The sequence below is a fragment of the Oryzibacter oryziterrae genome (assembly GCF_021864535.1).
Lineage (GTDB): Bacteria > Pseudomonadota > Alphaproteobacteria > Rhizobiales > Pleomorphomonadaceae > Pleomorphomonas > Pleomorphomonas oryziterrae.
Map to the genome: position 1 here is coordinate 38,992 of NZ_JAKJIC010000014.1, position 25,539 is coordinate 64,530.

Annotated in this window: 23 protein-coding genes; 11 read left to right on the forward strand and 12 right to left on the reverse strand. The window is 65.5% G+C overall.

The window, feature by feature from the left end; all coding sequences use genetic code 11:
• The first annotated feature begins 12 nt into the window (after window positions 1–12).
• The 9 genes from L2I41_RS15230 to flhA all read left to right on the forward strand — a co-directional run bounded on the left by L2I41_RS15230 (window position 13) and on the right by flhA (window position 9,933).
• Window positions 13–699, forward strand: coding sequence for a flagellar hook assembly protein FlgD (locus L2I41_RS15230; RefSeq protein WP_237154431.1), 687 nt, complete (start codon window positions 13–15; stop codon window positions 697–699).
• Window positions 700–1,076: 377 nt separating this feature from the next.
• Window positions 1,077–1,352 (forward strand): CtrA inhibitor SciP, encoded by a 276-nt coding sequence (gene sciP, locus L2I41_RS15235; RefSeq protein WP_026784035.1) that lies wholly within the window; start codon window positions 1,077–1,079, stop codon window positions 1,350–1,352.
• A gap of 413 nt (window positions 1,353–1,765) precedes the next feature.
• The gene (fliF, locus tag L2I41_RS15240; RefSeq protein ID WP_313791143.1) at window positions 1,766–3,472 is read left to right on the forward strand and encodes a flagellar basal-body MS-ring/collar protein FliF; all 1,707 of its coding nucleotides are present in this window, start codon (window positions 1,766–1,768) and stop codon (window positions 3,470–3,472) included.
• A 1-nt stretch (window position 3,473) separates the two neighbouring features.
• A complete protein-coding gene (gene fliG, locus L2I41_RS15245; RefSeq protein WP_237154432.1) occupies window positions 3,474–4,547 on the forward strand; it encodes a flagellar motor switch protein FliG in 1,074 nt (357 codons plus the stop codon).
• 26 nt (window positions 4,548–4,573) lie between these two features.
• A complete protein-coding gene (locus L2I41_RS15250) occupies window positions 4,574–5,248 on the forward strand; it encodes a FliH/SctL family protein (RefSeq protein WP_237154433.1) in 675 nt (224 codons plus the stop codon).
• Window positions 5,245–5,592 (forward strand): flagellar motor switch protein FliN, encoded by a 348-nt coding sequence (gene fliN / locus L2I41_RS15255; RefSeq protein WP_237154434.1) that lies wholly within the window; start codon window positions 5,245–5,247, stop codon window positions 5,590–5,592. Before L2I41_RS15250 ends, fliN begins: the two co-directional genes overlap by 4 nt.
• A gap of 11 nt (window positions 5,593–5,603) precedes the next feature.
• The gene (gene flbD, locus L2I41_RS15260; protein WP_237154435.1) at window positions 5,604–6,980 is read left to right on the forward strand and encodes a sigma-54-dependent transcriptional regulator FlbD; all 1,377 of its coding nucleotides are present in this window, start codon (window positions 5,604–5,606) and stop codon (window positions 6,978–6,980) included.
• 74 nt (window positions 6,981–7,054) lie between these two features.
• Window positions 7,055–7,642 (forward strand): IMPACT family protein, encoded by a 588-nt coding sequence (locus tag L2I41_RS15265; RefSeq protein ID WP_237154436.1) that lies wholly within the window; start codon window positions 7,055–7,057, stop codon window positions 7,640–7,642.
• A 206-nt stretch (window positions 7,643–7,848) separates the two neighbouring features.
• Window positions 7,849–9,933, forward strand: coding sequence for a flagellar biosynthesis protein FlhA (gene flhA, locus L2I41_RS15270; RefSeq protein WP_237154498.1), 2,085 nt, complete (start codon window positions 7,849–7,851; stop codon window positions 9,931–9,933).
• A 7-nt stretch (window positions 9,934–9,940) separates the two neighbouring features.
• Here the strand turns inward: flhA and L2I41_RS15275 are convergent, their stop codons facing one another.
• Together L2I41_RS15275 and L2I41_RS15280 are read right to left on the reverse strand one after the other, a co-directional pair.
• The gene (locus L2I41_RS15275) at window positions 9,941–10,330 is read right to left on the reverse strand and encodes a type II toxin-antitoxin system VapC family toxin (protein WP_237154437.1); all 390 of its coding nucleotides are present in this window, start codon (window positions 10,328–10,330) and stop codon (window positions 9,941–9,943) included.
• Window positions 10,330–10,590, reverse strand: a complete 261-nt coding sequence (locus tag L2I41_RS15280; protein WP_237154438.1) for a type II toxin-antitoxin system Phd/YefM family antitoxin — start codon at window positions 10,588–10,590, stop codon at window positions 10,330–10,332. Before L2I41_RS15280 ends, L2I41_RS15275 begins: the two co-directional genes overlap by 1 nt.
• A gap of 116 nt (window positions 10,591–10,706) precedes the next feature.
• On the opposite strand from L2I41_RS15280, the gene L2I41_RS15285 reads away from it, so the two are divergent.
• Window positions 10,707–11,831 (forward strand): extensin-like domain-containing protein, encoded by a 1,125-nt coding sequence (locus tag L2I41_RS15285; protein WP_237154439.1) that lies wholly within the window; start codon window positions 10,707–10,709, stop codon window positions 11,829–11,831.
• A gap of 182 nt (window positions 11,832–12,013) precedes the next feature.
• Window positions 12,014–13,273: a multidrug effflux MFS transporter gene (locus L2I41_RS15290; RefSeq protein WP_237154440.1), complete on the forward strand. Its 1,260-nt coding sequence runs from the start codon at window positions 12,014–12,016 to the stop codon at window positions 13,271–13,273.
• Between the two features lie 17 nt (window positions 13,274–13,290).
• Here L2I41_RS15290 and L2I41_RS15295 read toward each other — a convergent pair whose 3' ends face one another.
• The 10 genes from L2I41_RS15295 to bcsA all read right to left on the reverse strand — a co-directional run bounded on the left by L2I41_RS15295 (window position 13,291) and on the right by bcsA (window position 25,292).
• The gene (locus L2I41_RS15295; protein WP_237154441.1) at window positions 13,291–14,484 is read right to left on the reverse strand and encodes a lytic murein transglycosylase; all 1,194 of its coding nucleotides are present in this window, start codon (window positions 14,482–14,484) and stop codon (window positions 13,291–13,293) included.
• A 71-nt stretch (window positions 14,485–14,555) separates the two neighbouring features.
• Entirely contained in the window at window positions 14,556–14,855 is a 300-nt protein-coding gene (locus L2I41_RS15300; protein ID WP_237154442.1) for a hypothetical protein, read from the reverse strand.
• A gap of 25 nt (window positions 14,856–14,880) precedes the next feature.
• Window positions 14,881–15,228: a type II toxin-antitoxin system RelE/ParE family toxin gene (locus L2I41_RS15305; protein WP_237154443.1), complete on the reverse strand. Its 348-nt coding sequence runs from the start codon at window positions 15,226–15,228 to the stop codon at window positions 14,881–14,883.
• 2 nt (window positions 15,229–15,230) lie between these two features.
• Window positions 15,231–15,482, reverse strand: coding sequence for a ribbon-helix-helix domain-containing protein (locus L2I41_RS15310; RefSeq protein WP_237154444.1), 252 nt, complete (start codon window positions 15,480–15,482; stop codon window positions 15,231–15,233).
• 322 nt (window positions 15,483–15,804) lie between these two features.
• Window positions 15,805–16,851: an L-glyceraldehyde 3-phosphate reductase gene (gene mgrA / locus L2I41_RS15315; RefSeq protein ID WP_237154445.1), complete on the reverse strand. Its 1,047-nt coding sequence runs from the start codon at window positions 16,849–16,851 to the stop codon at window positions 15,805–15,807.
• A gap of 408 nt (window positions 16,852–17,259) precedes the next feature.
• Window positions 17,260–17,916, reverse strand: coding sequence for a cellulose biosynthesis protein BcsN (gene bcsN, locus L2I41_RS15320; protein ID WP_237154446.1), 657 nt, complete (start codon window positions 17,914–17,916; stop codon window positions 17,260–17,262).
• Window positions 17,913–19,796, reverse strand: coding sequence for a tetratricopeptide repeat protein (locus L2I41_RS15325; protein ID WP_237154447.1), 1,884 nt, complete (start codon window positions 19,794–19,796; stop codon window positions 17,913–17,915). The genes bcsN and L2I41_RS15325 overlap by 4 nt, the downstream gene beginning before the upstream one ends.
• Window positions 19,787–20,863 (reverse strand): family 8 glycosyl hydrolase, encoded by a 1,077-nt coding sequence (locus tag L2I41_RS15330; protein ID WP_237154448.1) that lies wholly within the window; start codon window positions 20,861–20,863, stop codon window positions 19,787–19,789. The genes L2I41_RS15325 and L2I41_RS15330 overlap by 10 nt, the downstream gene beginning before the upstream one ends.
• The gene (locus L2I41_RS15335) at window positions 20,860–23,076 is read right to left on the reverse strand and encodes a cellulose biosynthesis cyclic di-GMP-binding regulatory protein BcsB (protein WP_237154449.1); all 2,217 of its coding nucleotides are present in this window, start codon (window positions 23,074–23,076) and stop codon (window positions 20,860–20,862) included. Before L2I41_RS15335 ends, L2I41_RS15330 begins: the two co-directional genes overlap by 4 nt.
• Window positions 23,073–25,292 carry a UDP-forming cellulose synthase catalytic subunit gene (gene bcsA, locus L2I41_RS15340; protein ID WP_255720257.1) on the reverse strand — a complete coding sequence of 740 codons (2,220 nt, stop codon included), beginning with the start codon at window positions 25,290–25,292 and terminating at the stop codon, window positions 23,073–23,075. The genes L2I41_RS15335 and bcsA overlap by 4 nt, the downstream gene beginning before the upstream one ends.
• Window positions 25,293–25,539: the final 247 nt, after the last annotated feature.

Here is a 25,539-nt window from a genome sequence, read left to right on the forward strand (position 1 = left end):
GACGGTGACGCCATGAGCACAGTCGGCTCCACCAATACCGCCACCAGCGGCAGCCTGACCGGCAACAAGACCACCGGTTCGTCCGCCACAAACGCGATGATGGCCAACTACAACACGTTCCTGTCGTTGTTGACCACCCAGCTCAGGACGCAGAACCCGCTGGAGCCGATGGACGCTGACAAGTTCACCCAGCAGCTGGTGCAGTATTCTGCGGTCGAACAGCAGATCCAGACGAACGACAAGCTGACCAACATGCTGTCGACGCTGACGTCCAACGCCGCCTTGCAGCTGGTCAACTATCTTGGCAAGGACGTTACCGCCTATTCCGACACCACCAAGTTCCAGTCGGGCAAGGCGAGTTGGTCGTTGAACTCGGGCGAGGCGGTGACGGGCGCCGAGGTGACCATTACCAACTCGGCCGGCGCTGTCGTTTACAAGGGGACGACGGCCCTGACAAAAGGGGCGAACAGCTACAGCTGGGACGGCAAGGGAACCGACGGGACCGATTGGTCGAAGTCAGACGATACCTATACCATTTCCGTTTCGGCAACCAATTCCAAGGGCACGGCGGTGGACGTGACGACGGAGATCTCCGGCACGGTCAAGCGGGTCGATACCTCGTCGAGCCAGCCTTTCCTGGAGATCAACGGATCGCTTGTCCCGCTCTCGAGCCTCATCTCCATCGGAACGACGTCGTAACAGGAGCGTTCGAGCCCTTTCCCGAGGATGGAAGCCTGTTCGTGAAGCCCGCCCTGGCGCTTCACGACGGGTTTTTGTCGTTGGTTGCAGGAGATCACCGGTTGCCAACTTTTCTGCAAGACCGGCGAAATTTTTGTTTTTTCCTCTTATTCTTGAGGGACTTAAAGAAGCCTGCAATTGGGACAGGCCGTTAACCTTTACAGGGCTGAAAAGCGGACAAATGGCTGAAATCCAATTGCCAATTCCTAATGGAGAAGACGATATTTTATCTGGCAAGTTATTATAATTATTACCGATTTCTTGCAGTCGGGTTAGGCGAATTTTAAAAGCCTTGGGGTAGTCTCTCTCACTGAAGGTCAGATTTGTGTGAGAGTAAGATGACCGAACAAATGCGTCCCCGAGTAAAATACGTCATCGGACCCGATGGGAGTCCTTTGACGATTGCAGATCTGCCTCCTGAGGGTACCCAGCGTTGGGTCATCCGCCGGAAGGCAGAAGTTGTCGCCGCCGTCCGCGGCGGGCTTCTCTCCCTGGAGGAAGCCTGCAAGCGCTATACCCTGACGGTGGAAGAGTTCCTGTCCTGGCAGCAATCCATCGACAAGCACGGTCTTGCCGGTCTGCGCGCCACTCGGGTGCAGCAGTATCGCCCCTGAGGGCGCTACCGACGATTTGCCATTCATCGACAGCCACCATGCGGCCCGTCCGCGTGGTGGCTTGTTGCGTTTCGGGCCGAGGCGTCGACGGTGACCGCGGCGATCCATGTGGCCCACACCGCGAGTAGCCGGCGCTGATGCCCGGCAGGCGGGGTCAACGCACCGAGCCGTGCCGCATCCCGATCGGCCCGATCGACGTTCTCCACAGTCACTAGGCAAAATTTGCCGCGTTGCGTTGAAATATCCTCAACCAAAAATCCCGGAATTCCGCCACTCCGCTAAAAAGGTAAACGCGCGTTAATAACTTGTTTACCATGTTCATGCGGAAATTCTTGCCGAGTACGCTAGCTTGAGGCCGGCGATTCTATTCAAGTGCGAGCGGGGCGTTCGGAGTGTCCGGAATCACAGATTTCTTGAAAGCCTTGGGACCTAGCCGCATTGCGGCCATGGGCGCCGTGGCCCTGGGTCTCGTCGGCTTCTTCGCCTTTGTCGTGATGCGGTTCAACGAGGTGCAGCAGGTTCCGCTCTACACCGGGCTGAGCATGGAAGATTCCTCGGCGATCGCGCAGGAGCTGGAATCGTCGGGTGTCGCCTATACGCTGCAGAACAACGGCTCGACGATCCTGGTGCCGGAAGCGAACGTGCTTGCGACACGCATGAAGCTGGCCGAAGCCGGCCTGCCGTCGGGCGGCGGTGTCGGCTATGAGATCTTCGACAAGACCGATGCGCTCGGCACGACGTCCTTCGTGCAGTCGGTCAACGCGTTGCGGGCGCTCGAAGGGGAACTGGCCCGCACCATCCGTACCATCCGCCAGGTGGACCAGGCGCGCGTGCATCTGGTGTTGCCGGAAAAGCAGCTGTTCAAGAAGGACGAGCAGAAGCCGACGGCGTCGATCGTGCTGAAGACGCGTGGCACGCTCGGCCCTGAACAGATCCGCGCCATCCAGCATCTGGTGGCCTCGGCTGTGCCGGGGCTTGATCCCTCACGCATTTCCGTTGTCGACGAGACCGGTCGCCTGCTGGCGCAAGGCGGCGGTGACGACAGCGAGGCCTATCTTGCCTCCACCGCCGATCAGCGGACACAGTCCTATCAGCAGGAAGTGGAGAGCCGGGTCCGCGACATCGTCGAGAGCGTGGTCGGTGCCGGCCGGGCGCGTGTGCGCGTGGCGGCGGAGATGGACTTCAACCGCATCTCGCAGACCAAGGACGTGTTTGACCCGAACGGTCAGGTGGTCCGCTCGACCCAGACGCGCGAAGAGCAGGCGCTCAGCCAGGATACGGCGGGCAGCGGTCAGGTGACCGCCGGCAATCAGGTCCCGAATGCCAACACCAACGGCAGTCAGGGCGGCGCGCAGTCGAATGTGAAGGACAACTCGCAGACCACCGAGGAAACGGTCAACTACGAGATCTCCAAGACGACCACCACGCAGGTGACAGAGGTGGGCGGTGTCAAGCGTCTGTCGGTGGCGGTGCTGGTGGATGGCCGCTATGCGCCGGACGCCACGGGCAAGATGGTCTACGCACCGCGGCCGCAAGCCGAACTCGATCAGATCTCGACGCTGGTGCGGACGGCCATGGGCTTCGACCAGAACCGTGGCGACCAGTTGCAGGTGGTGAACCTGCAGTTTGCCGACGCGCCGCCAGCCCCCACCGATCCGGCCGCTCTCGCGGCGCCCGGCATGTTCGACTTCTCCAAGGATGACATCGTCCGCTTTGCGGAGATGGGCGTGCTGTTCCTGGTGTCGCTGCTGGTCCTACTGTTCGCGGTGCGGCCGCTCATTCGCCGGATCGTGACGCCGGACATGGATGAAGAGCCCGAGCACATCACCGTGCCGCAGATCACCGATGCGCTGAACGAGGCCGCCTCGACGGGCAAGAATGCCATCACCGTGGTGCTCAACTCCGACGGCAAGCCGGTGATCGCCGAGGTTGGACCCGATGGCAAGCCGCTGACGCCGCCGGAGGCCACCTCGCCGGCAAATACCCGCATCGAGGAAGCCAAGGCGCAAGGCGCCATGCAGATGGACCAGGTTCGCAAGGTGGGAACACTGGTGGAAGAGAACCCGAACGAAGCCGCGATCCTCATTCGCAACTGGCTGACGGAGGCGGTGGCAGCCTGACATGGAACACCATAATCTTTCTCCCACCGCCCTTGTTGCGCATGGCAACTCACTGACGATCTCCTCGGCGTCCGAACAGCGTGAGCTGACCGGGCCCGAAAAGGCGGCGGTGATGATGCTGGCGCTCGGCGATCGCTACGGCGGGCCGATCTGGAAGCTGCTGGACGAGATCGAGATCAAGCAGCTGTCCATTTCCATGTCCAAGCTGGGGCCGATCACGCCGACCATGCTGGACGATCTCTTGGTGGAGTTCGTGACCAAGGTGTCGTCGTCGGGTGCGCTGCTCGGCAACTACGACACGACCGAGCGACTGCTGCTGTCGGTGCTGCCGGCGGACAAGGTCAACGCGATCATGGACGAAATCCGTGGTCCGGCTGGCCGCAACATGTGGGAAAAGCTCTCCAACGTGCAGGAGACGGTGCTCGCCAACTACCTCAAGAACGAGTATCCGCAGACCGTCGCCGTGGTGCTGTCCAAGATCAACTCCGACCATGCCGCGCGCGTGTTGTCCAAGCTGCCGGACGAGTTCGCGCTGGAAGTCGTCAACCGCATGCTGAAGATGGAAAGCGTGCAGAAGGACATTCTGGACAAGGTGGAGCAGACGCTGCGCGTCGAGTTCATGTCCAATCTGACCAATACGCAGCGGCGTGACGCCCACGAACTGATGGCGGAGATCTTCAACAGCTTCGATCGCAACACCGAGGCCAAGTTCATCACCGCGCTCGAAGAGAACAATCGCGACGCGGCCGACCGCATCAAGGCGCTGATGTTCACCTTCGACGATCTCGGCAAGCTCGACGCCAGCGCCATCCAGACCATTCTGCGCGCGGTGGAAAAGGACAAGCTGGGTCTGGCGCTGAAGGGCGCCAAGGAAGGTGTGCGCGAGCTGTTCTTCGCCAACATGTCCGCGCGCGCCTCGGCCATGCTCAAGGAAGACATGGAGGCCATGGGGGCGGTGCGTCTGCGCGATGTGGATGACGCGCAGGCCAGCATGATCAATCTCGCCAAGGACCTCGCCGCCAAGGGCGAGATCATGATTTCGAAGAACAAGGGTGAGGACGAGCTCGTCATGTGACGAGCCCCTCGAAAGGACCAGATCTCATGGCCGCACCGGCCCGCTTCCTGTTTGATACCGATTTCTCGGCGCCGCTGCCGCGGCCCGAGCCCGTTGCGCCGCCCGAACCGACCGTGATGCTCCGGGATCATGAAGCGGCGCTGGCGGCGGCGGAGGCGGCCGGATATCAGCGCGGGCTCGCCGAAGGGCGGGAGTCGGCCGAAGCGCGTTCGGCCGGGCGCCTCGTCGAAGAGGCGACGCGGCTCGCCAATGCGGCGCAGTCGATCCTGGCGGTGCTGGATACCGAGCGTTTCAGGATCGAGGCGGAAGCCATGCGTCTTGCCGAGGTGATCGGCCTCAAGCTCGCGGGCAGCCTGATCGAGCGGCAGCCGCGTGAGCTTGTGCTTGCGGTGATCGAGGACGCCTTCGTGCCTTTGCGCAAGGCGCCCCACCTCGTCGTGCGCCTCGCCAAGGAAGACTCGGCTGCCATTCACGACGAACTGACGCGGCTCGCCCGCGAACGGGGTTTCGAGGGCCGTCTGGTAGTGCTCGGCGAAGCCGACATGGCGCGCGGCGACTGCCGGATCGAATGGGCCGACGGCGGCATGATCCTGGATCGGGTCGCCACGGAAGCGGCGGTGGCGCGGGCGATCGAGAATCATCTGTTGCCGAGCCTGGCCGGCAATGACGCTGACAAGAGCGAAACGGGAGAGCCGTCATGAGCGCGGGCGCTGACGAGCCTTCGGGCTTCGACCTGGAAAACCATCTGACCGAGCGCCGCCGCGGCGGCGACGGCGAGGATCCCAATGCCGCCCATACCGCGGCGGAACTTGAGGCGGTGTTCGACGTTCCCGTGCGCGTGTCGGCCATTCTGGGGCGCGCGCGCATGCCGGTGCATGACCTTCTGCGGCTTGCGCCGGGGTCCGTGCTGGAACTCGACCGCAAGGTGGGTGAGGCGATCGACATCTATGTGAACAACCGTCTCGTTGCCCGCGGCGAGGTGGTTCTGGTGGAAGAAAAGCTTGGCGTGACGATGACCGAAATCGTCAAGAACGAACGCGGATAAGGATTGAAGCCATGCGCCTTCTGATCGTTGGCTCGCTGAACGGGCAACTGACCGCGGCTTCCCGCATCGCCATGGACAAGGGGGCGTCGGTGTTGCAGGCCGATACCGTGGACATGGCGCTCAAGACGCTGCGCTCGGGCAAGGGCGCTGATCTCGTCATGATCGACGTTTTGCAACCGATCAGCGCCTTCATCGCCGCGCTGGAAGAAGAGCGCATCCACGTGCCGGTGGTCGCCTGCGGCATCGCCACGGACGCCAAGGCGGCGGTGGCGGCCATTCGTGCGGGCGCCAAGGAATATATTCCGCTGCCGCCGGACGCGGAGATGATCGCTGCCGTGCTCGCCGCCGTCAGCGCCGACAGCCGCGAACTGGTGGTGCGCGACGAGGCCATGCTGGCGGTGCTGAAGCTGGCCGACCAAGTGGCGCCGTCGGAGGCCTCGATCCTGATCACCGGCGAGAGCGGTACGGGTAAGGAAGTGCTGGCGCGCTATGTGCACCGCAAGTCGTCGCGGGCGGACAAGCCCTTCGTGTCGGTGAACTGCGCCGCCATTCCGGAAAACCTGCTGGAATCGGAGCTGTTCGGCCATGAGAAGGGCGCCTTCACCGGTGCCGTGGCCCGGCGCGTGGGCAAGTTCGAGGAAGCGACCGGCGGGACGCTGCTGCTCGACGAAATCTCCGAAATGGACGTGCGGCTGCAGGCCAAGCTGCTGCGTGCCATCCAGGAACGGGTGATCGACCGCGTCGGCGGCAACAAGCCGGTGCCGGTGGACATCCGCATCATCGCCACCTCCAATCGCAACATGATGGACGCGGTGCGCGAGGGCCACTTCCGTGAGGATCTGCTCTACCGGCTCAACGTGGTCAATCTGAAGATCCCGCCGCTGAGGGCGCGCCCGGCCGACATTCTGGCGCTGGCCGAGCATTTCTGCCGCAAGTATGCCGAGGTGAACGGCATGCCGCAGCGGCCGCTCGCGGCGGATGCCAAGCGCGAGCTGATCGCGGCGGGCTGGCCGGGCAATGTGCGCGAACTCGAGAACACCATCCATCGCGCCGTGCTGCTGGCCTCGGGCATCGAGATCGGCGTCGACGCCATCCGCTCGCCGGATGGTGCACGCTTCGACAGTCCGGCGAGCGGGCGCACCGGGGATGCTGCCGCACGCGCCGCCGAGACGGCGCAGGCGATGACGCGGGCGCTGGTGGGGCGCACGGTGGCCGATGTGGAGCGCGAGCTGATCCTCGATACGCTCGACCATTGCCTTGGCAACCGCACCCATGCGGCCAAGATCCTCGGCATCTCGATCCGTACGTTGCGCAACAAGCTCAACGAGTATGAGGCCGAGGGCGTCGACGTGCCGGAGCCCGGGACGGCGCGGGTGGCGATGGCGTGATGCTAGCGTGATGCTGGCGCGGTCATGCCGCCGGCCTTTTGCATTTTGCGAAAAGAAACCCGAGAGCCTCACCGATGTTTCGCCTTGAGGGCATCGCCACGGTCGAGCAGGTGGTGAAGAAGAGCCGATTTCGGGCGATTGCCGTGCCGGTGGCCAGCGAGGCAGAGGCCAAGGCCGCCTTGGCCCTCCATGGGGATGCCGACGCCAACCACAATTGCTGGGCCTTTCGCATCGGCGCGACCTATCGCTTCTCCGACGATGGCGAGCCCTCGGGCACGGCGGGCAAGCCGATCCTTGCCGCCATCGATGGGGCCGAGGTCGACCATGTTCTGGTGATCGTGACACGCTGGTTCGGCGGCATCCTGCTCGGGGCCGGCGGGCTGGTGCGCGCCTATGGCGGTACGGCCGCGCAGTGCCTGAGGGAGGCCGAGCTGACGGCCTTCGTGCCAAGCGTCCTGGCGCGGGTTCACCTCACGTTTTCCGAAATGGCGCTGTTCAAGGCCCGGCTTGCCGCGCTTTCCGGCACGGAAGTGGTGGACAGTGCCTTTGACGAGGCCGGTTGCCTGCTGACGCTGCGGCTGCCTGAGCCCGCGGTTGAGGGCGTCGGGGATCTTGTTCGGGACCTGACGCGCGGCCGCAGCAGTCTCGAATGTGACGACTGACGCTGCCTGCGTTTTCCCTGCCCCAAGTGATCTCTTTGGGGACGGTGAAGGTGGATCAGCAAAAGTTAACCGGCCGTTAACCATATGCCCGGCAAATTCTGCCTAGCTGGATCCCGCGTCGGGGCCGGCCGTGATTTGCGGGTGTATTTGCGTTGGCCGACACGTCCACCAGTTCCGAGCCCACCGCGTCAGGCTATCCGCTCGGCATGAGCGTGCCTTCGATCGACACGCTGCGCTCGACGGTGTTCAGGGGCGATGTAGGCCTTGCCGTCGGCATCATGGCGATCATGGTCATCCTGATCCTGCCGATGCCTTCGATGCTGCTGGACTTCATGCTGGCGTTGTCGATCATCTTCTCCGTGCTGATCATGATGACGGCGCTGTTCATCCAGACGCCGCTGGAATTCACCTCCTTTCCGACCATTCTCTTGATCTCGACCATGCTGCGCCTGTCGCTCAATCTGGCGTCGACGCGCCTGATCCTGAGCCATGGGCATGAGGGCACCGATGCGGCCGGCCACGTGATTGCCGCCTTCGGCAACTTCGTGATGGGCGGCAACTTCGTCATCGGCATCATCGTCTTCGCCATCCTGGTGATCGTCAACTTCGTCGTGATCACCAAGGGTTCGGGCCGCATCGCGGAAGTGGCGGCGCGCTTCACCCTCGACGCCATGCCCGGCAAGCAGATGGCCATCGACGCCGACCTGTCGTCGGGGCTCATCAAGGAAGACGAGGCGCGCAAGCGGCGGCGGGACCTGGAAGCGGAAAGCGCCTTCTTCGGCGCCATGGACGGTGCCTCCAAGTTCGTGCGTGGCGACGCCATCGCCGGATTGATGATCACCTTCATCAACGTGATCGGCGGCATCATCATCGGCACCATGCAGATGGGGATCACGCTGTCGGAAGCGGGACATTCCTATACCGTCCTGACCGTCGGTGACGGTCTTGTCAGCCAGATCCCGGCGCTGATCGTGTCGACGGCGGCGGGCCTTCTGGTGTCGAAGGCGGGCGTGAGCGGCGCGGCCGACAAGGCGCTGAGCGGGCAGCTCGCCGGCTATCCGACGGCGCTCGGCATGTCCTCGGTGGTGATGGGCCTCCTGTCGGTGCTGCCGGGACTGCCGTTCCTGCCCTTTGCCTCGCTGGGGGCGGGGGCCGGGGTGCTTGCCTTCCTCGCCAACAAGGACAAGAAGGCCAAGGCGGAGATCAAGGCGGCGGAGAAGGCTGCTGCCGAAGCCCCGCCGGCGGCGCCGGCCGAGGAGCCGGTGCAGACGGCGCTGAAGATGGACGATCTGAGGGTCGAGCTCGGCTACGGCCTCTTGCCGCTGATCAACGACAACTCCAAGGGCGAGCGGCTCAGCGATCAGATCAAGGCACTGAGGCGGCAGATCGCCACCGATCTCGGCTACATCATGCCGCCGGTGCGCCTGCTCGACAACGTGCAGCTGGGCGCCAACGACTATGTCATCAAGATCAAGGAAGTGGAGGCCGGGCGCGGCACCATCTTCCCCGGCCAGTTCATGGTGATGGATCCCATGGGCGGCAAGGTGGGCATTCCTGGCACGCAGACCGTGGAGCCGACCTTTGGTCTGCCGGCCACCTGGGTGGAAGCCCGCCTGCGCGAGGAAGCGGCCATTCGCGGCTATACGGTGGTGGACCCGGCGACGGTGCTGTCGACGCATCTGTCGGAGACGCTGAAGAGCAACGTGGCGGAAATCCTGTCCTATTCCGACGTCAAGAAGCTTCTGACCGAAGTGCCGGCCGACCAGGCCAAGCTGATCGACGAGATCGTGCCGGGGCAGATCACCGTTTCCGGCATCCAGCGCGTGCTGCAGCTGTTGCTGACCGAACGTGTGTCGATCCGCGACCTCGGGACCATTCTCGAGGGGATCGCCGAGGGGGTGACGGTGTCGCGCTCGACGCAGATGATCGCCGAGCATGTGCGCGCCCGCCTCGCGCGGCAGATCTGCGCCGCCCACATCTCGCCCAACGGCTATCTGCCGCTGATCAACCTGTCGCCGGCCTGGGAGCAAGCCTTCATCGAGAGCATTGTCGGCGAAGGCGACGACAAGCGCCTTGCCATGGCGCCGAGCAAGCTGCAGGACTTCGTGATGCTGGTGCGCGACCAGTTCGAAGACGCCGCCAAGAAGGGCGAATTGCCGGTGCTGATGACCTCGCCCATGAGCCGGCCCTTCGTACGCTCCATCGTCGAACGCTTCCGGGCGCATACCACGGTGATGAGCCAGGCCGAGGTGCACCCGAAGGTGCGGCTGAAGACAGTGAGCTCGATTTGAGGCAACCCTACCAGCCGATCGTCAGATCGCCGTATTGGAGTATGGCGGCGTCATGGGTTACGAGGTGCATCGGTTCGTGGTGTGCCTGGGCGAGCAGCAGCCGGTCGAAGGGATCGGCATGCAGCGGAGGCAGTTTTTCCACGGCGGCGGCGTGCAAGGCCGTGATGGGCAGAAACGCATAGCCGGCTTCACGGAAGTAGCCGACCGCGTCTTCCCCTGAAAACGGCGGTGCGCTGGCCTTGCCGAGCTGGTGCTTGATCGATATTTCCCAGACGCTCGCAGCGGATACATGAATCTGGTTGTCGCCGTCGGCGATCAGGTTCCGGATATGCGCAGGCAGCAGCCTGGGGGACACCAACGCCCAGATGGCCACGTGCGTATCGAGCAACAGGCGCATCAGGATTGGTCCCGGCCTAGGAACAGCGAAGCAATCTCCTGATCATCACCATTGAAGAGAGCAAGATCGAGGTCGGGAAACCTGCCTTCCAGCAGGCCTAGCCGCTTGCCACTCTGCCGTGGCTCCTGAAGCGGGACCAGACGAGCCACGGGGCGACCGCCCCGCGCGATGATCACTTCGGTTTCAGCTCCGGATTCCACCTGCTGGACGAGCTTGGACAGGTTCGTCTTGGCTTCGAGCATGTTGACGGGCAACGTCATATGCGCCTCCTGGCTAAGTCTGACCAAGATAGGCAATGTGGCCCGGCAGTGCAAGCTTGTCTCCCGTCGTTAGCATTAACGCCCCGTTAGCGGGGATGGTGGCATTTTAGGCCATCATGAAGCCATCTCGTTTCGCGTCCGGTCTTCTCGTGCTCGTTTATCCCGCGCTGCTCGTCGGCTGCGGCATGTTCGACTTTGAGGAACGGGAACCGTGGCGGGCGCAGGCGGAGGCGGCCTGCTACGCGCGCGGACTCGTCAAGCTGACGACGCTGATCAAGGAGATCGGGCCGATCGAAGGCAAGGGCATCTGCGGCATCGATCGGCCGCTGAAGGTTGCGGCGCTTGAGGACGGCACGGTCAGTCTTGGCAATCGCGCGCTGGTGATGTCCTGTCCGATGACAGCCGCACTGGAGCAATGGGTGCAGACCTCGGTGATGCCGGCAGCCTATGCCCACTATGGCTCACCGGTGGTCGAGATCAAGAATTTCGGCACCTATAACTGCCGCACGCGCAACTCCGTTCCCGGTGCCCGGCTCAGCGAGCATGCCTTTGCCAATGCCTTCGATTTTGCCGGCGTGACACTGGCCAACGGTTACACCGTGACGGTGAAGAAGGGCTGGCGCGGCAACGAGACCGATCGCGCCTTCCTGCGCGAGATCGATGCCGGGGCCTGCGGGCCGTTCACAACGGTGCTCGGGCCCGGCTCGGATGGCATGCACGAGGATCATTTCCACCTCGATCTCGCCCATCACAATGCGCAAGGCACCTATCGCTACTGCAAGCCCAAGCCGAATGTAACGCCGTCGGCCATGGTGGCATCCAATGTGCCGATGGCACCCATGGAGATCCCGAAGGACGAGCAGGTGTGGCCGAAGGTGCTGCCGCAATCGATCGAAGCAGCCGACCGGCAGCCGCCGCTTGGCGGGCAGGGTGCCAGCGGCTTCGATCAACCCTTGCCGCCGGCGCCGGTGGACCAGGGCGGCTATCCGAACCAGCCGCTCGTCTATCCGGCAGCCCAGCAGGGCTATCCGGCTCAATCGGCGCCTGTGTCCTATCCGGCGCAGCCGGTTCAGCAGCCGGCGGCTGCTTGTCCGCCGGGCTATATCTGCACGCCGGTCGGGGCCAACTCCGTGCCGCCGCAAGTGGGGACGGCACCGGGATGGAACGTGGGCGCCCAGCCCGTGCAGGGCTATTCGTCGGGTGACATCACCGGCTCGATCGGCGGATATTCGGACCAGTGATCGGCGTGCGAGGGCGCCGAGGCTTCGCGCAGTAGTGCGTGATCACGATTTGATGAATCGATCAAATCAGGCTTGGACAACGGCTGCGGCGATGGTTATGAACGGTAGCGCAGGCCGCGTCTCTTCATGGGATTTGCGAGTCCCGGCATTTTCCGGGCCCTGCGCAATCCTGGACTGAAGTCATGCAGACGACTACGAGCCCCGCGCCCCGCTGGCCCGGCTTTGGCGAAACCGTTGCTCTTATTGCTGCCCTGATGGGCATGACGGCGCTGGCCATCGACACGATGCTCCCGGCCCTGCCGAACATCGGCGGCAGCTTCGGCATTGCCGAACAGAATAACCTGCAGTTTGTCGTTTATGTCTACATGGGCGGATTTGCGCTGGCGCAGGTGATCTATGGCCCGCTGGCCGACATCTTCGGGCGGCGGCCGGTGCTGCTGACCGGGCTTGTCATTCTGGCGCTTGGGGCGGTTCTGGCGTCGCTGGCGCCGAGTTTCGAGCTGCTGCTGGCCGCGCGCTTGCTGCAGGGCGTGGGCGCTGCGGCGCCGCGCGTGCTGGCGGTTTCCATCGTGCGCGACCGCTTCGCGGGGCGCGAGATGGCGCGGGTGATGTCCTTCATCATGATGATCTTCATCATCATTCCGGTTCTGGCGCCCAGCCTCGGCGGCTTCATCCTGCTCGTCGCCAACTGGCGGCTGATCTTCACGATGATGGCGGTTCTGTCGATCGTCACCACGCTCTGGTATGCCGCGCGCATGCCGGAGACGCTGCATCCGGAATACCGGCGCCGCTTCTCGCTCCACGACATTCTCGGGGCCGGAAAGCTCTGCGTTACCAACAGGATGGCCTTCGGCTACGCCACGGCGCTGTGCCTGATGTTCGGCACGCTGATGGCCTATATCGGCTCGGCCGAGCAGATCCTGGGGTCCGACGGCTACCGGCTTGGTACCTATTTCCCGCTGGCCTTTGCGTCGGTGGCGCTGTTTGCGGGCTTCAGCAACTATCTCAACTCGCGTCTGGTGCAGCGTTTCGGCATGCGGCGATTGTCGCATTCGAGCCTGATTGCCTATGTGATCGTGACCGGATTGCTGCTGGCGGTGACGCTGCTGAGTGGCGGAATTCCGCCACTTCTGCTGTTCATGGTCCTGCTGGGATTGAGCCATTTCTGCTTTGCCAACATCACCTCGAACTTCAATGCGCTGGCATTGGAGCCGCTCGGGGCGGTGGCGGGAACGGCCTCGTCGCTGATCGGCAGCTATACGACGCTGGTGGGTGCCTTCCTGGGCGCGCTGGTGGGACAGGCCTTCGACGGCACGGTGATCCCCTATGCCCTGGGCTGTTTCGGCCTGTCGGCGATTGCGCTCGGCGTGGTGCTCTGGACGGAAAAAGGCAAGCTGTTTCAACAGCATCACCACGCGCCGGCCGCGACCGTCAAGCCCTGAGGGCCGGCTCTTCGGGCCTATTTCAGCGCGGCGATGGTGGCCTTGTCGGGGTAGCAGGTGACGGGAAGACCGTGGGCTTGCTGCCAGCGACCGATGGCGACGCGGGTGCGGAAGCCGACGAGACCGTCGGCGGTGCCCACGTCATGGCCCATGGCCTCGAGGCGTTTCTGCAGGCTGCGCACGTCGCCGCGGCTGAAGCCCTGGGGCGGCGACCATGTCGCGGTTATGACGCTTTTGCCGACGAGTTTGTCGCCCACAAGTCGCACCCAGAGTGCATAGACATCGGACTCGTTATAGGTCTTCAGCACATAGAAATTGTCCGACACCAGGAAGGCCGGTCCGTAGCGGCCGGCCGGCAGCAGCAGGTGTCCGACAGGTCCGACGTCGGCTGAAGTGACGGGGCTGCCGTCGGCGCGGGTCACGTCGGCCCCGGTCCAGCTGGCGATCGGCTGGCCCTGGTCGGGACCTTCGAGCGTGCAGGAGACGGAGGGCGGCAGGCGCACCTCGGTCCCGACGGGTACGCCGGCCTTCCAGCCGTTGAGGGCGAGGAAGTGGGCGATGGAGCCGAGCACGTCAGGGGTGGAGGTCCAGATGTCGCGGCGACCGTCTCCATCCTGATCGACGGCATAGTCCCTGAACTTCGACGGCATGAACTGCGGCTGGCCAAGCGCGCCGGCCCAGGAGCTCTTCATGGCCTTGAGGCTGACCTCGCCGCTGTCGAGGATCTGCAGTGCTGCGATCAGTTCGGGCAGGAACTCGGCCTTGCGCGAGCCCATGTAGGCCTGCGTCGCCAGGGTGCGGATGGCGCTCTTGGGGAGCGCGGCGGCGCCATAGGCGGACTCCTTGGCCCAGACCGCGACGACGATGCCGGGCGGCACGCCGGTGGCCTTCTGGATGGAGGCGAGGACATCCTTGTTGGCCGCCACTTTCCTGGCGGCGATCGACCGCTGGGCGGCGAGCTTGCCAGCGTCGAGATAGCCGGCCGGACTGCGGAACTCGGCCTGAAAATCCGTGGCCTTGGGCCCGAGATCGGGCAGCCCCGTGTCGGGCGTCAGGCCGGCGATGGCAGCGTCGAAGGTGGCGCGGCTCACCCCAGCCGACTGCGCCTTCGGCCAGACGGTGGCGGCCAACCATGCCTGGAAGGGATCGGCGGCCCGGGCGGGGCAGGCGGCGAGGGCGAGGAGCAGGCTGAGGGCGAGGCGCTTGATCATGGGCGGAGTTGAGCATGTTTTGCCCATCCCCGCCAAGCGGCGTTGGTGGGGATGGCCTTGCCTTTGGCTACCTACTTTTGTGTGTCCGTATTGGAGGTCATGAAGGGTAATGGCAGGCCAAAATCGACGCCTACGCGCTGGGAAGCCGCCACAAGTAATTCCATCGCTTGGGTCACGGAGATTGGCCTTGCCGTACCATCAAAGGCATCGTCAAGGATTACGTCGCGATCGACAGCGCACCAGCCGGATTTTGGAAGCCCTGTTGACGCGTTGAGGACATAGGCGTCCGGTCCCGAAATCACCGCAAGGCGGTATTCCCATGTGTACCAAACAGCTGTGGAGCCGGGCGTCCTATCAGGAAAGGCAGACATTTCGGTCTCCGCAGTAAACTCGTGTCTAGCCCTTATTGCTCAGAGCCAACAGGTCTTCTCGCAAACGCACGGGTATGTTCATGCGTTCGTGCAGAATGCTCATGACACCAATTGCGCCATCGTCGAGGAGTCTGAAGAACACGAAATGGTGCTCATAGCGACTGAAATAGGCGTCTCGCGCCAGTTCGGGCGGCACCGTCAACTTGCGTGGCAACCGCCGCCACAACATGCGGTTCGAGGCTAATTTCTGCAAATACATATGGAGGCCCCGGATATAAGCCTCGGCCTGATCCTCGCCCCATTTTTCAGCGGTGTCCCGGTAAATCTGGTCCTGTGCCGCGTCGGCGCGGCCAAAAAACCGATAGCCGGCCATGCTCAGCGGCTCTTGTTGCGCTTGATGACATCCTCTGCCGACACTTCGACAAACTGGCTGTCGTCAGCCCACAGGGCCGGCGCCAACTCGCGTTTCAGCTCGTCCCATGCGGCATCGCGGCTCTGCAGGTCGTTGCGGATCAACGCACGCACATATTCGCTGGCGTTCTCGTACAGGCCGTCTTTGCCAATCTGGTGCTGAATGTGCTCTTGCAGCACACCCGAGACCTTCACGTGGATGCTTCCCGATGCCATGGCGATGACCTTTCCCAACCCTGGTATTGTGGGTAGCGTGACACATATTGTCAATCTTCTTCACGCCGCGGCGCCGGTCGGCTGTGGCGTGCCGGTCGCTGCGGCCAGGCTTTCGGCTGGTGGGTTGGTTCGGTGATGGGGTGCGGATCATTGGTACCGTCCTGTTGCGGCAGGTCGGTGCGTCTGCTCTTCTGGGGGCGGCAGGCCCTTGCGGTTTGTCGTTGCGGCGGTCGAAGTCCTTGAGATGTCCGCTGAGGGAGACAAGCCCCCTCCCGCCGCAACCTTTTCCATTGGATGCCGATGCTGCCTGTCCGGCTTCCCGTTACCGGCTCGGGCCCTTGCGTTCGGCCGAGGCGGCCCAGAGGTTGACGTTGAGATCAGGCGCGCGGCGGGCGAGTTCGGCCATCTCCGCGTCGGAGAAGGCGAGGTTCTGAAGCGCGCCGACGCAGTCGATCACCTGTTCGGGGCGGCTGGCGCCGATCAGGGCGGAGGTGACGCGGCCACCGCGCAGCACCCAGGCGAGCGCCATCTGCGCCAGTGTCTGGCCGCGGGCGGCGGCCATGTCGTTGAGGGCGCGGATGTGGCCGAGGTTCTCGTCGGTCATGAAGAAGGGCTTGAGCGAACCCTTGCGGGCGGCACGGCTGTCGTTGGGCACGTCGCCGCGCAGATATTTGTCGGTGAGCATGCCCTGGGCGAGCGGGGAGAAGGCGATGCAGCCGACGCCGAGATCGTCGAGCGTGTCGAGCAGGCCGTCGTCCTCGACCCAGCGGTTGATCATGGAATAGCTGGGCTGGTGGATCAGGCAGGGCGTGCCGAGGTCTTTCAGGATGGCGACGGCCTCGCGGGTGCGCTGGGAATTGTAGGAGGAGATGCCGGCATAGAGCGCCTTGCCCGAGCGCACGGCGCTGTCGAGCGCGCCCATGGTCTCCTCGAGTGGCGTCTCGGGATCGAAGCGGTGCGAATAGAAGATGTCGACATAGTCGAGGCCCATGCGCTTGAGGCTCTGGTCGAGGCTCGAGAGCATGTATTTGCGGCTGCCCCATTCGCCATAGGGGCCGGGCCACATGAGGTATCCGGCCTTGGTGGAGATCACCATCTCGTCGCGATAGGCCGCAAAATCGGTGGCGAGGATCTTGCCGAAGGTCTCCTCGGCGGTGCCCGGAGGCGGGCCGTAGTTGTTGGCGAGATCGAAGTGGGTGATGCCGAGATCGAAGGCGGTGTGGCAGATGGCGCGGGCGCGATCGAGCGGCGCCGTCTCGCCGAAATTCTGCCAGAGGCCGAGCGAAATGGCCGGCAGTTTCAGGCCGCTGCGGCCGACCCGGCGGTATTGCATGGCATCATAGCGAGCGGGAGCGGCGGTATAGGGCATGGGAGAATCCTGAATCGATTTTCGTTCGGAGCCTAGTGAGTAGCGCGGTTGGTGGGGGCTGGCAATCGCGATTTGCCATGGGGGATGGGGGGAGACGCGCAAGCGTTCGAAGGCGATTGCTGTGGTTTACCCCCCCTCTCCAGCTCTTCCCCTCAAGGGGGGAGAGAGAGCAAGGCGCTAACCGGTTCAAACCTTTGTCAGCTGTTGCGCGAGAACCGAGTTGGGGTCTTGGCCTGCCGGACACAAGGCAGGTGATCGGGCTCGCAGAGAGGGAGACGGCGTCTTGTTTCGGCCAGGAAGTGCCAGTGATTTCCTTGGGGTCCCGAGGGGAGGGTGACAGGAACGACCTGCGGTCGATCCAGTCACCGGCCTTCGGGGTGTCCGGTCATTCGCTTGGGCGTCTGGCTGTTACTGCTGTGCCGATGGTGCGCCGATGAGGCCCGAGGCGGCGGCGAGCGGGTCGACGCTGAGGCCGCCGCTGCGGACGGTCCAGTCGGTGGCTGGGCCGAGGGCGAGGCGCAGGCCGGTCATGTTGGCGGTGAGGGCTTCGGGCGTGGCGCGGGCGCACAGGCGCAGGCGGATGTCGATGGGCTTGGACGTGGCTTCGGTGATGTGTTGCCAGGCAAAGAGGCAGGTGACGCCGGCGCTGTGGCCGAGCGCGGTGCCGAAGGCGCCGTAGGCGTTCTGGCCGAGGGCATTGGTGCGGGCCATGCGGACGCCGGGGATGGCGGCGGCCATTTCCGCGTCGATGCCGGCGGGCGTCGGCGGGGCGAGCAAGGCGGGGTCGGAGCCGTCGGGACTGGCGGTGGCGACGGTGATCACATTCTCGCCGGCCAGCGGGGTCGCGCTTTCCAGGACGATGCGCTGGCTGAGGCGGCGCGGCTCCTGCCGCTCACTGACCGCGAGGACGCGGCCGGCCGTCGGCGGCAGCACGGCCCAGGCCTGGCCGGGTTCGCGGGTGAGCGAGGTGGTGGTCTGCAAGGTTGCCACCGAATAGCCGGTGGAGGCGATGCAGCCGGAGAGCATCAGGCCGGCAAGAGCGGCGGCGAAGGGGGCGCGGATCATGACCGGGCTCCCGAGGTGGCGACGGCGCGGCGGGTGTCGGCCGTGGACAGGGTGTTGTCGAGGCGGAGGAACAGGGCCTTGGCTTCGGCGCGCGCGCCAATGTGCCAGAGGCACCAGCCGCGCAGGAGGGCAAGGTCGGCGGTTTCAGGGGTGAAGGCCGCGCGCTGCTCGAGCGCGGTCAGAGCGCCGCGCCAGTCCTTGGCGTTGAAGCGGGCCTGGGCGGTGTCGGCGAGCGCGGCGGCGCCGATCTCGGCGCGGCGCTCGGGCGCGCTGACGCCGTTCATGGCGGTGGCGACGGCGCCTTGCACGTCACCAGCGGCCATGGCGGCGAGCGACTTGCCATAGGCGGCGTCCTGCCGGACCTTGCCGCTGCCGGCCATGCCGGCCTCGAAGGCGGCGGCGGCCTCGACCGGGCGCTGCAGCTTCATCAGGCACCAGCCCTTGATGACGCTGAGATCGGGCTTGAGCCTGGCGCGGCCGTTGGCAAGATCGACGCAGCGGCTGAAGTTGCCGGCCTCGAAGGCGACGAGGATGGCGTCGCGGCCGGCGGGCTTGCCTGCGCCAGAGGTGGGGGCAGCAAGCCGGATGTCGGCCACTTCGGGGAACTGGGTGCGCCAGGTGGTGATCAGGGCATTGGCCTTGCTGTCATCCTTGACGGCGAGGGCGGCGTAGATGGCACCGCTCGCGAGGCTGGCGGAGGGCTTCCAGGCGAGCCCGTGGTCGAACCAGGGGGCGGCGTCGGCGGGGCGCTTGAGGTCATAGAGATACCAGCCGAGCACTTCGGCGCCGGCTGCCGACTGGGTGGCGCTGACGGCGGAGCCGTAGTCGGCGATGTCGGGGGCGGCCAGCGATGGGCGGGGGTTGCCCTCGAACTGGGCGGTGCCGAGATCGACATAGAGGTGCGTCAGCGTGTCGGAACGCTGGCGGTTGTCATGGGCGATGCGGATCGCCTCGGCGCGCTGGTGCAGGTCGTCGAGCGAGAGCACCAAGCCCTCGGCGATCTTGGCGTCCATGTCCGGGCCGGCGAGCGTGGCAGCGGTGCGGAAGGCGGCGAGCGCCTTGTCGCTCTGCTTGCCGGCGCGATACCACCAGCCGAGCAAGGCGGCGTCATCGGGCTTCGGACCCGCGTTGGCGAGCGATTCCAGCACGGCCAGATCGCGCGGATCGGGATCGGCCGTCGCGGTGCCGGAGAGGCGGGCGGCGATGGCGGCGCGGGCGAAATCGGGGCGGAGCCGATCGAACTCGCCGGGCGTCTTCTCGTGGGTCAGCAACAGGTGGCCGCCGTCGGCGCCGAGGCTGGCGATGGCCTTCTGCACGGTGGCGAGGCGGGTCGAGGCGTCCGGGCAGCTGTCGAGCAGCCGGGTATAGAGGGCGAGCGACGCCTCCCGATCGGGCTTGGCGGCCTCGGCGGCGGCAACGCGCCAGCTGACGTCGAGATCGGCGCAGCCGATCATGTCGGCGTGGGCGGCGGCGATGGCGAGCACCTTGGCGGCGTCATTGGCGTCGGAGGCGGCGATCAGGCCATCGCGCGCCTGCCGGCGTTCGATCTGCGCCTTGAGATCGGCGGAGGGCTGGAAGGCGGGATCCTGCGCTTTCAACTGGTCGATGGCGGCGGAGAGCGCGGCCATGTCGCCCTTGCGGAACAGGTCCCAGAGGGGGCTCTCGCGGTCGCCGGAGAGGGCGGTGAGATCGGTGGGCGGCGTCCAGTCGGGATAGAGCGCCTGCAGGCGGCGGATCTCGGCCTGGGCGCGGTCCATCTCGTTGTGGCTGGCGTAATAGCGCAGGGCGCTTTCGTCGACCTTGCTGTCGGCGGCGAGCGCGGGCGCGGCGAGCAGCAGGGCGGCGCCGGAAAGGGCGGAGATCATCCGGATCAAAGGCATTGCGGATACCTCTCGGACGCGGCGGCCAGCACGAGCAGGCGCAACGTCGACGGATAGTAGACGTCCATTGGGGCGGAACGGAGGGCGGGATCGAGCTTCTGGCCGGTGAGGGCGCAGCCGACCAGGGCGGGTATGGCGGCATATTCGGGGCCGCCGAAAGGCGCAGGCGCGGCCTTGCCGGTCACGTCGACGACGGACGGCGGGGCCTTGGCCCAGGCGCGGGCATAGGGGGCGAGGTCGTCGGGCGTGGCAAAGCCGCTCCAGGCCAGATAGAGCGGCACGCGCAGGGCGTTCCAGCCGAAGGCGGGCGGAAAACCGTCGGCGGGGCGGGGCGCGGTGGCCAGCGAGATCCAGTCGGTGGGCAGGCCGGCGGTGCCGAAGTGGGCAGCCCGACCGACGGCGAGACCGGAGGCGGCGATGGCCTGCCAGTCATATTCGGGAGCGACAGTGGCGAGCGCCGGCAGGGCCGGATAGACCCAATAGGAGAGATTGACCACCGGCCCGTCCTTGCGCTCGGCGGCGGAAAAGCCGGTCACGCCGGGCAGCAGCAGGCGGCCGTAGGGACTGGAGGCGGTGGCCTTGTCGGCGACGGCGCGGGCGATGAGGGCGGCGGTCTTGCGGTAGTCCGGTTCGCTCCAGCGGTCGCCGGCGAGCACGAGCGCCCAGGCGATGAGGATGTCGCCGTCGGTGGCGTCGTTGAGGTCGGCCACCGGCTTGGCGGCGGCGGGATCGTAGGACCAGGCGAAGAGCGCGTCGTCGCGGACGCCGAGATTGGCGAGCGTCCAGTGCAACAGGCGCTCGAAGGTGGGGCGATCGTCGGCCATCACCGCGAGGAGCAGGCCGTAGCCCTGGCCCTCGCTGTGGGAAATGCCGTGGTTGCCATTGTCGATCACGCGACCGCTCGCATCGACGAAGGCCTTGGCCCAGGCGTCGAACAGGGAGCGATCGATCTGCGGTTGCGGCAGGTTCCCGGCTTCGGCCTCCTTGGGCAGTTGCAGCGCGCCGGAGATCCAGACGCAGCCGAAGACGATCGCCACAAGGGCAAGGCCGGCAAGACGCCTGATCATTTGGCGGTCCTCACGCCGGCGCGGCGCACGGTGGCATAGGTGGTGAGGCCGAAGGCGAGGGCGGCGAGCACCATCAAGCCGGCATAGATGGTCGCGTTCGAGGCAAACCAGGCGGCGAGGGTGAGGCGCAGGTTGCCAAGGCTCATGTCGCCGGTGGAGACGATGCGCGGCGCGGTGGCCTGCTGCACCTGCCAGGTCTGGCTTTCGGCGTTGAAATAGGTTCCCTCACCGGTGAGGCGCTGCCAGTTGGCGCGGTCCACGAGTGTGGTGACGCCATCGGCGAGCAGCGCCGCGGTGGGGGCGGTGACCAGCGTTATGGGCGCGTCGGACCCTGCGGGCAGGGATTGCACCACGGCGAGGCTGCTGCCGATCGGAGCGGCGGGGCGCTGCTTTTCCGAGAAGCCGAGGGTCTGGCTCGCGGACTGGAAGAGGCCGCCGAGCAGGCCGTTCAGATCGGTCCAGCGGCTGTGGTCGCTGCCGACGCGCTTCTTCCATTCGGCGATCAGCGGATCGTTGTTGCCGGCGCTGTTGGCGATTGAACCGGTGAACAGGGTGTCGGCGTTGCCGGATGCGCCGACCGAAGCCAGCGCCGGGCCGCCGGTGGTGAGGGCTGCGAGATCGACGCCGGAGGTATCGCGCAGATCGCGCGGCAGGCTGTCGGCGGCGCCGACGATGACCAGAGCGTCCTTGCGATCGCGCGGCACCGACAGGGTGGCAGCGAGCGCGGGAAGCGCGTCGGCGGCGACGGCCATCTTGGCGTAAAGCGTCGCGGCGGCCCCGATGGTGGCCGGATCGCTGCCGGCGAGCGCGAGGCGAACCGGGGCGGTGGCGTCAGGTCCCGTCGAGCCGGCGGCGAGCGTGGCGCCGAGATCGGGCAGGCTGGCGGCGCGCGCGAGCGTCGGGATGGTGAGCGAGGTGGAGTTCAGGATCAGGAAGCGCGCGTTGTCGGCGAGCTGGGCATGCGGGTCGCAGGCGAGATCGTCGGCCGAGGTGACCTTGGCGATCAGCTGCACCTCGTTGTCGCCGGCGTGGAAGGCGCTGAGCGGCACTTCGATGCGGCGACCGTCGATGACGTCGCCATCGGGCTTGCCGAAGGGCAGGGCGGCGGCGAGGTGGCCGTCGACGAAGAGCGACAGGCTGTTGTCGCGGTCGAGGTTACCGGCATAGCCGGTGGAGAGCTTGATGGTGACGGAGTCGTAGTCGGCGGTCAGTGCGTCGGACGGCAGGGTGACGTGCAGGGTGTTCTGCCAGAGACGGCCGGAGAAGCTCTCGCTGGGCAGGCCGAAATCGGCGAGCTGCAGCGTCCGGCGCTCATGGCCGATGCGAAGCGTATCGACGCTCGGACGGCCGACGTCGTCGGCGACATCCATGAGGTGACCGATGCGCGGGGCAGCCTTGGGGCTCTCGAGGGCGACGACCAGGGTGGGACGCCCGCCGGCGGTGGGGCCAAGCAGCTGCGGCTCGGTGAGCGCGGCCGTGGCGGTGGCGGCGGGAATGCCAACCGCGGCGAGTTCGGCCTGCGTGCCCAGGGCGATGTCGAGACCGGCGCCGGTGCCGGGCGTGGCGGCGACGTCCACCTTCGGGATCGAGGCGCCCGCCATACGGGCCGCGACGGCGGCGGTCTGCAAGGCGGCCGTCAGCTCGGCGTCGCTGGTGGGCAGCACGCGCAGCCGCAGCGGCAGGCCGCCGGAGGCGTCTGCCGACAGGGTGGCGATGGACTTGAGCGACGCCGTCGAGACTTGCGCGAGGCTGAGGCCGGAGCGGGCGGGATCGATGCGGCTCCACAGTTCGTAGGTGCCGTTCAGCGAACAGTCGACGCGGTGGCGCTGGCTGGCGGTGAGGGTGATCTCGTTCCAGCCGGCCTTCATCAGCGAGGGAGGGATGGCGATGGAGGTGGTGCCGCTCGCCTCCGCGTTGCCAAGGCCGACACGACCGATGGTCTTGCCGTTGATGGCCGCGACCAGGGTGGAGGTTTCGGGCATGACGGAGACGGCCGACTGCAGCGCGAGGATCAGTTCGCCGGAGCGGGCGGTAGCTTCAGCGTCGAGATAGAGGGGGAACCGCAGGCTGGATTCCTCGCCGTTGAAGGTCCAGCCGCCGCGAGGCGCGGGCAGGTGGCGGAGCGGCTGGGCCGGCGGCTCGGCCAGTGCCGGAAAGGCAAGGACGGTGGCCAGCAGCAGGGCCGCGCATCGGGTGGAGAGGTGGCGGATCATTTGCGGACCTCGACAGTGGCGTGGACAACAGTGCCACTGGGTTCGGGGGCTGGCGCGTCCGGCTGGCCGATGCGGGCGAGGTAGCTGATGCCGCGCACCACGTGGTGCAGGCTGAGGCCGAGCATGCGCAGCGTACCGGTCAGCACGCCGACCGGATTGCGCCGGCGCTGGCGGAAGCCGTCGAGGGGATCGCCGTTGGCATACATGATGGAGGCGACGACGGCGGTGTTCTCGATCTCGGTGCCGGTGAAGGCGATGCCGGCACTGACGCCCTTGTCGTCATGGCCGAGGCGGCGCAGCGTGACGGGGACATGCAGGATGGGCTGACCGGGCTTGGCCGGGGAGATGGCGAGATGGCCGGACTTCTCGGCGGCGCGATCGAAGCTGAAGCGGCCCGACAGCGGCCGCAGCTTGGCGCCGCCGGCGGAGACGTCCTCGATCAGCACCTGTTCGATCTTGCCGTCGATCCGGACGGCGCCGCGGCGGGAGACGGCGAGGCGTTGGGCATGGCGCCGCTCGACGCGTTCGGAAACGACGCCCAGGGCGAGGCCGGCAACAGCGAGATTGAGGAGGTTCCACAGGCCGACGACCAGCAGCAGATCGCTGGCGGCGGGGTCGTGATACCAGCGCCAGGCGGTGACGACGGTGGCGATGACAAGCACGGCGAAGATGACGAAATAGGGCAGGGCCAGCTCGCTCAGGCGCTTGCTCTCCAGCGTCTGGCCCTTGGCCGTGACGTTGAAGGTGGGCTTGCGCGGGTTCAGGAGCACACCGAAGATCGAGCGGACCAGATAGACCGACTGGACGTATTCATAGAGCTCGCTCATCCACGGCCAGCGCACTTTGCCGTAGAGATAGTTCTGCATCATCATGTTCGCGGCCATGTAGACCGTGGTGTAGGCGATGAACTCGGAGATGTTCGCCTCGTAGATCTCCATGGAGAAGAAGGTGTAGAGCAGCGGGGCGATGATGAAGGTGAGGCGCGTCAGCGGGAACAGCCAGAACAGGCTGGACGACAGATAGGCGATGCGCTGCGGACCGGACAGGCCACGCTTGAACAGCGGGTTCTTGAGCAGCAGGATCTGCATCATGCCCGAGCACCAGCGCGAGCGCTGGCCAATGAAGCTGGCGAAGGTTTCCGGCTGCAGTCCGGCGATCAGGGGCTTGTCGACATAGCGGCTGTTCCAGCCGCGAGCGTGCAGCGACAGGGCCGTCTCGCAGTCCTCGGTGATGGACACGCCGTCGAAGCCGCCGGCTTCCTCGAGCGCCGCGCGGCTGATCACGGCGGCGGAACCGCAGAAGAAGGCGCCGTTCCACTTATCGAGGCCCTTCTGGATGATGCCGTAGAACATCTCGTTCTCGGAGGGCATGCGGTTGAAGGTGGAGAGGTTCTTCTCGATCGGGTCCGGGTTGAGGAAGAAATGCGGGGTCTGCACCAGGAACAGGCGCGGGTCCTCGTGGAAGTGGCCGACGGTTTCGGTGAGGAACTCGCGCACGGGGCCATGATCGGCGTCGAAGATGGCGATGAGTTCGCCCGAGGTCTTGGGCAGGGCGGCGTTCATGTTGCCGGCCTTGGCGGACAGGTTGCGCTCACGCGTCAGATAGTGCGCACCGAGCTCCTCGCACAGCGCCATCAGTTCGGCCCGGCGGCTGCGTGCCGAGTGCGCGGCGACGGGGTCGGCGGCGTTGCACTTCTGGTCGGTGCCGCCGTCGTCCAGCAGGTAGACCTTCAGCTTGCCGGCCGGATAGTCCATGGCCAGCGCCGCCGAAACGGTGGTGGCCAGCATGGCCTTGTCTTCGTTGTAGGTGGGGATGAACACGTCGACGGTGGGCGTGTCGTCGTCGGAAAGGCGCGGGGCCGGGGCACGTTCGATGGGATCGGCGACGATGAACAGGCTGATGCAGAGCATCAGCACGGTGAACATCTCCATCACGTAGAGGATGAAGCCGGGAATGAAGTTCAGCGGGTCTTCGATGCTCGGGAGCGTGGATGTGGTGCGCCAGTAGACATAGCGGCCGGCGATCGTCAGCGCGAGGCCGATGAAGGCGAGACGCCAGGGACCGGTGCGGCCACCCATCCAGACAAGGATCATGGCCCACAGGAGCGCAAGACCGGTGGTGAGCTGAACGCCCGTGCCGACGGGCTGCATCGTGAGGGCTGCCAGCACCAGGCTAGACAGGATCCAAACTGCAAAAATCAACTTGTCCGACTTCATGTCTATGCATCTCGATCATGGATCTGGGCGGACACTAACGGCAAAATCGAGAGAAAAGCGAGGTCTCATATGGTTTTGTATGGTGATATACGGGATTCTCGGTTTAATTTATGTGAATGCGAAAAGAATGTGTAACCATTTATTATGGTTAATGTTTCTTTAATTCTGCTTTTTTGATGTTGATTTACGTATGAGATCATGGAGAATTCCAGGTTTTACTTCGGCTTGGCTCGGCAGGGTGGCAGGG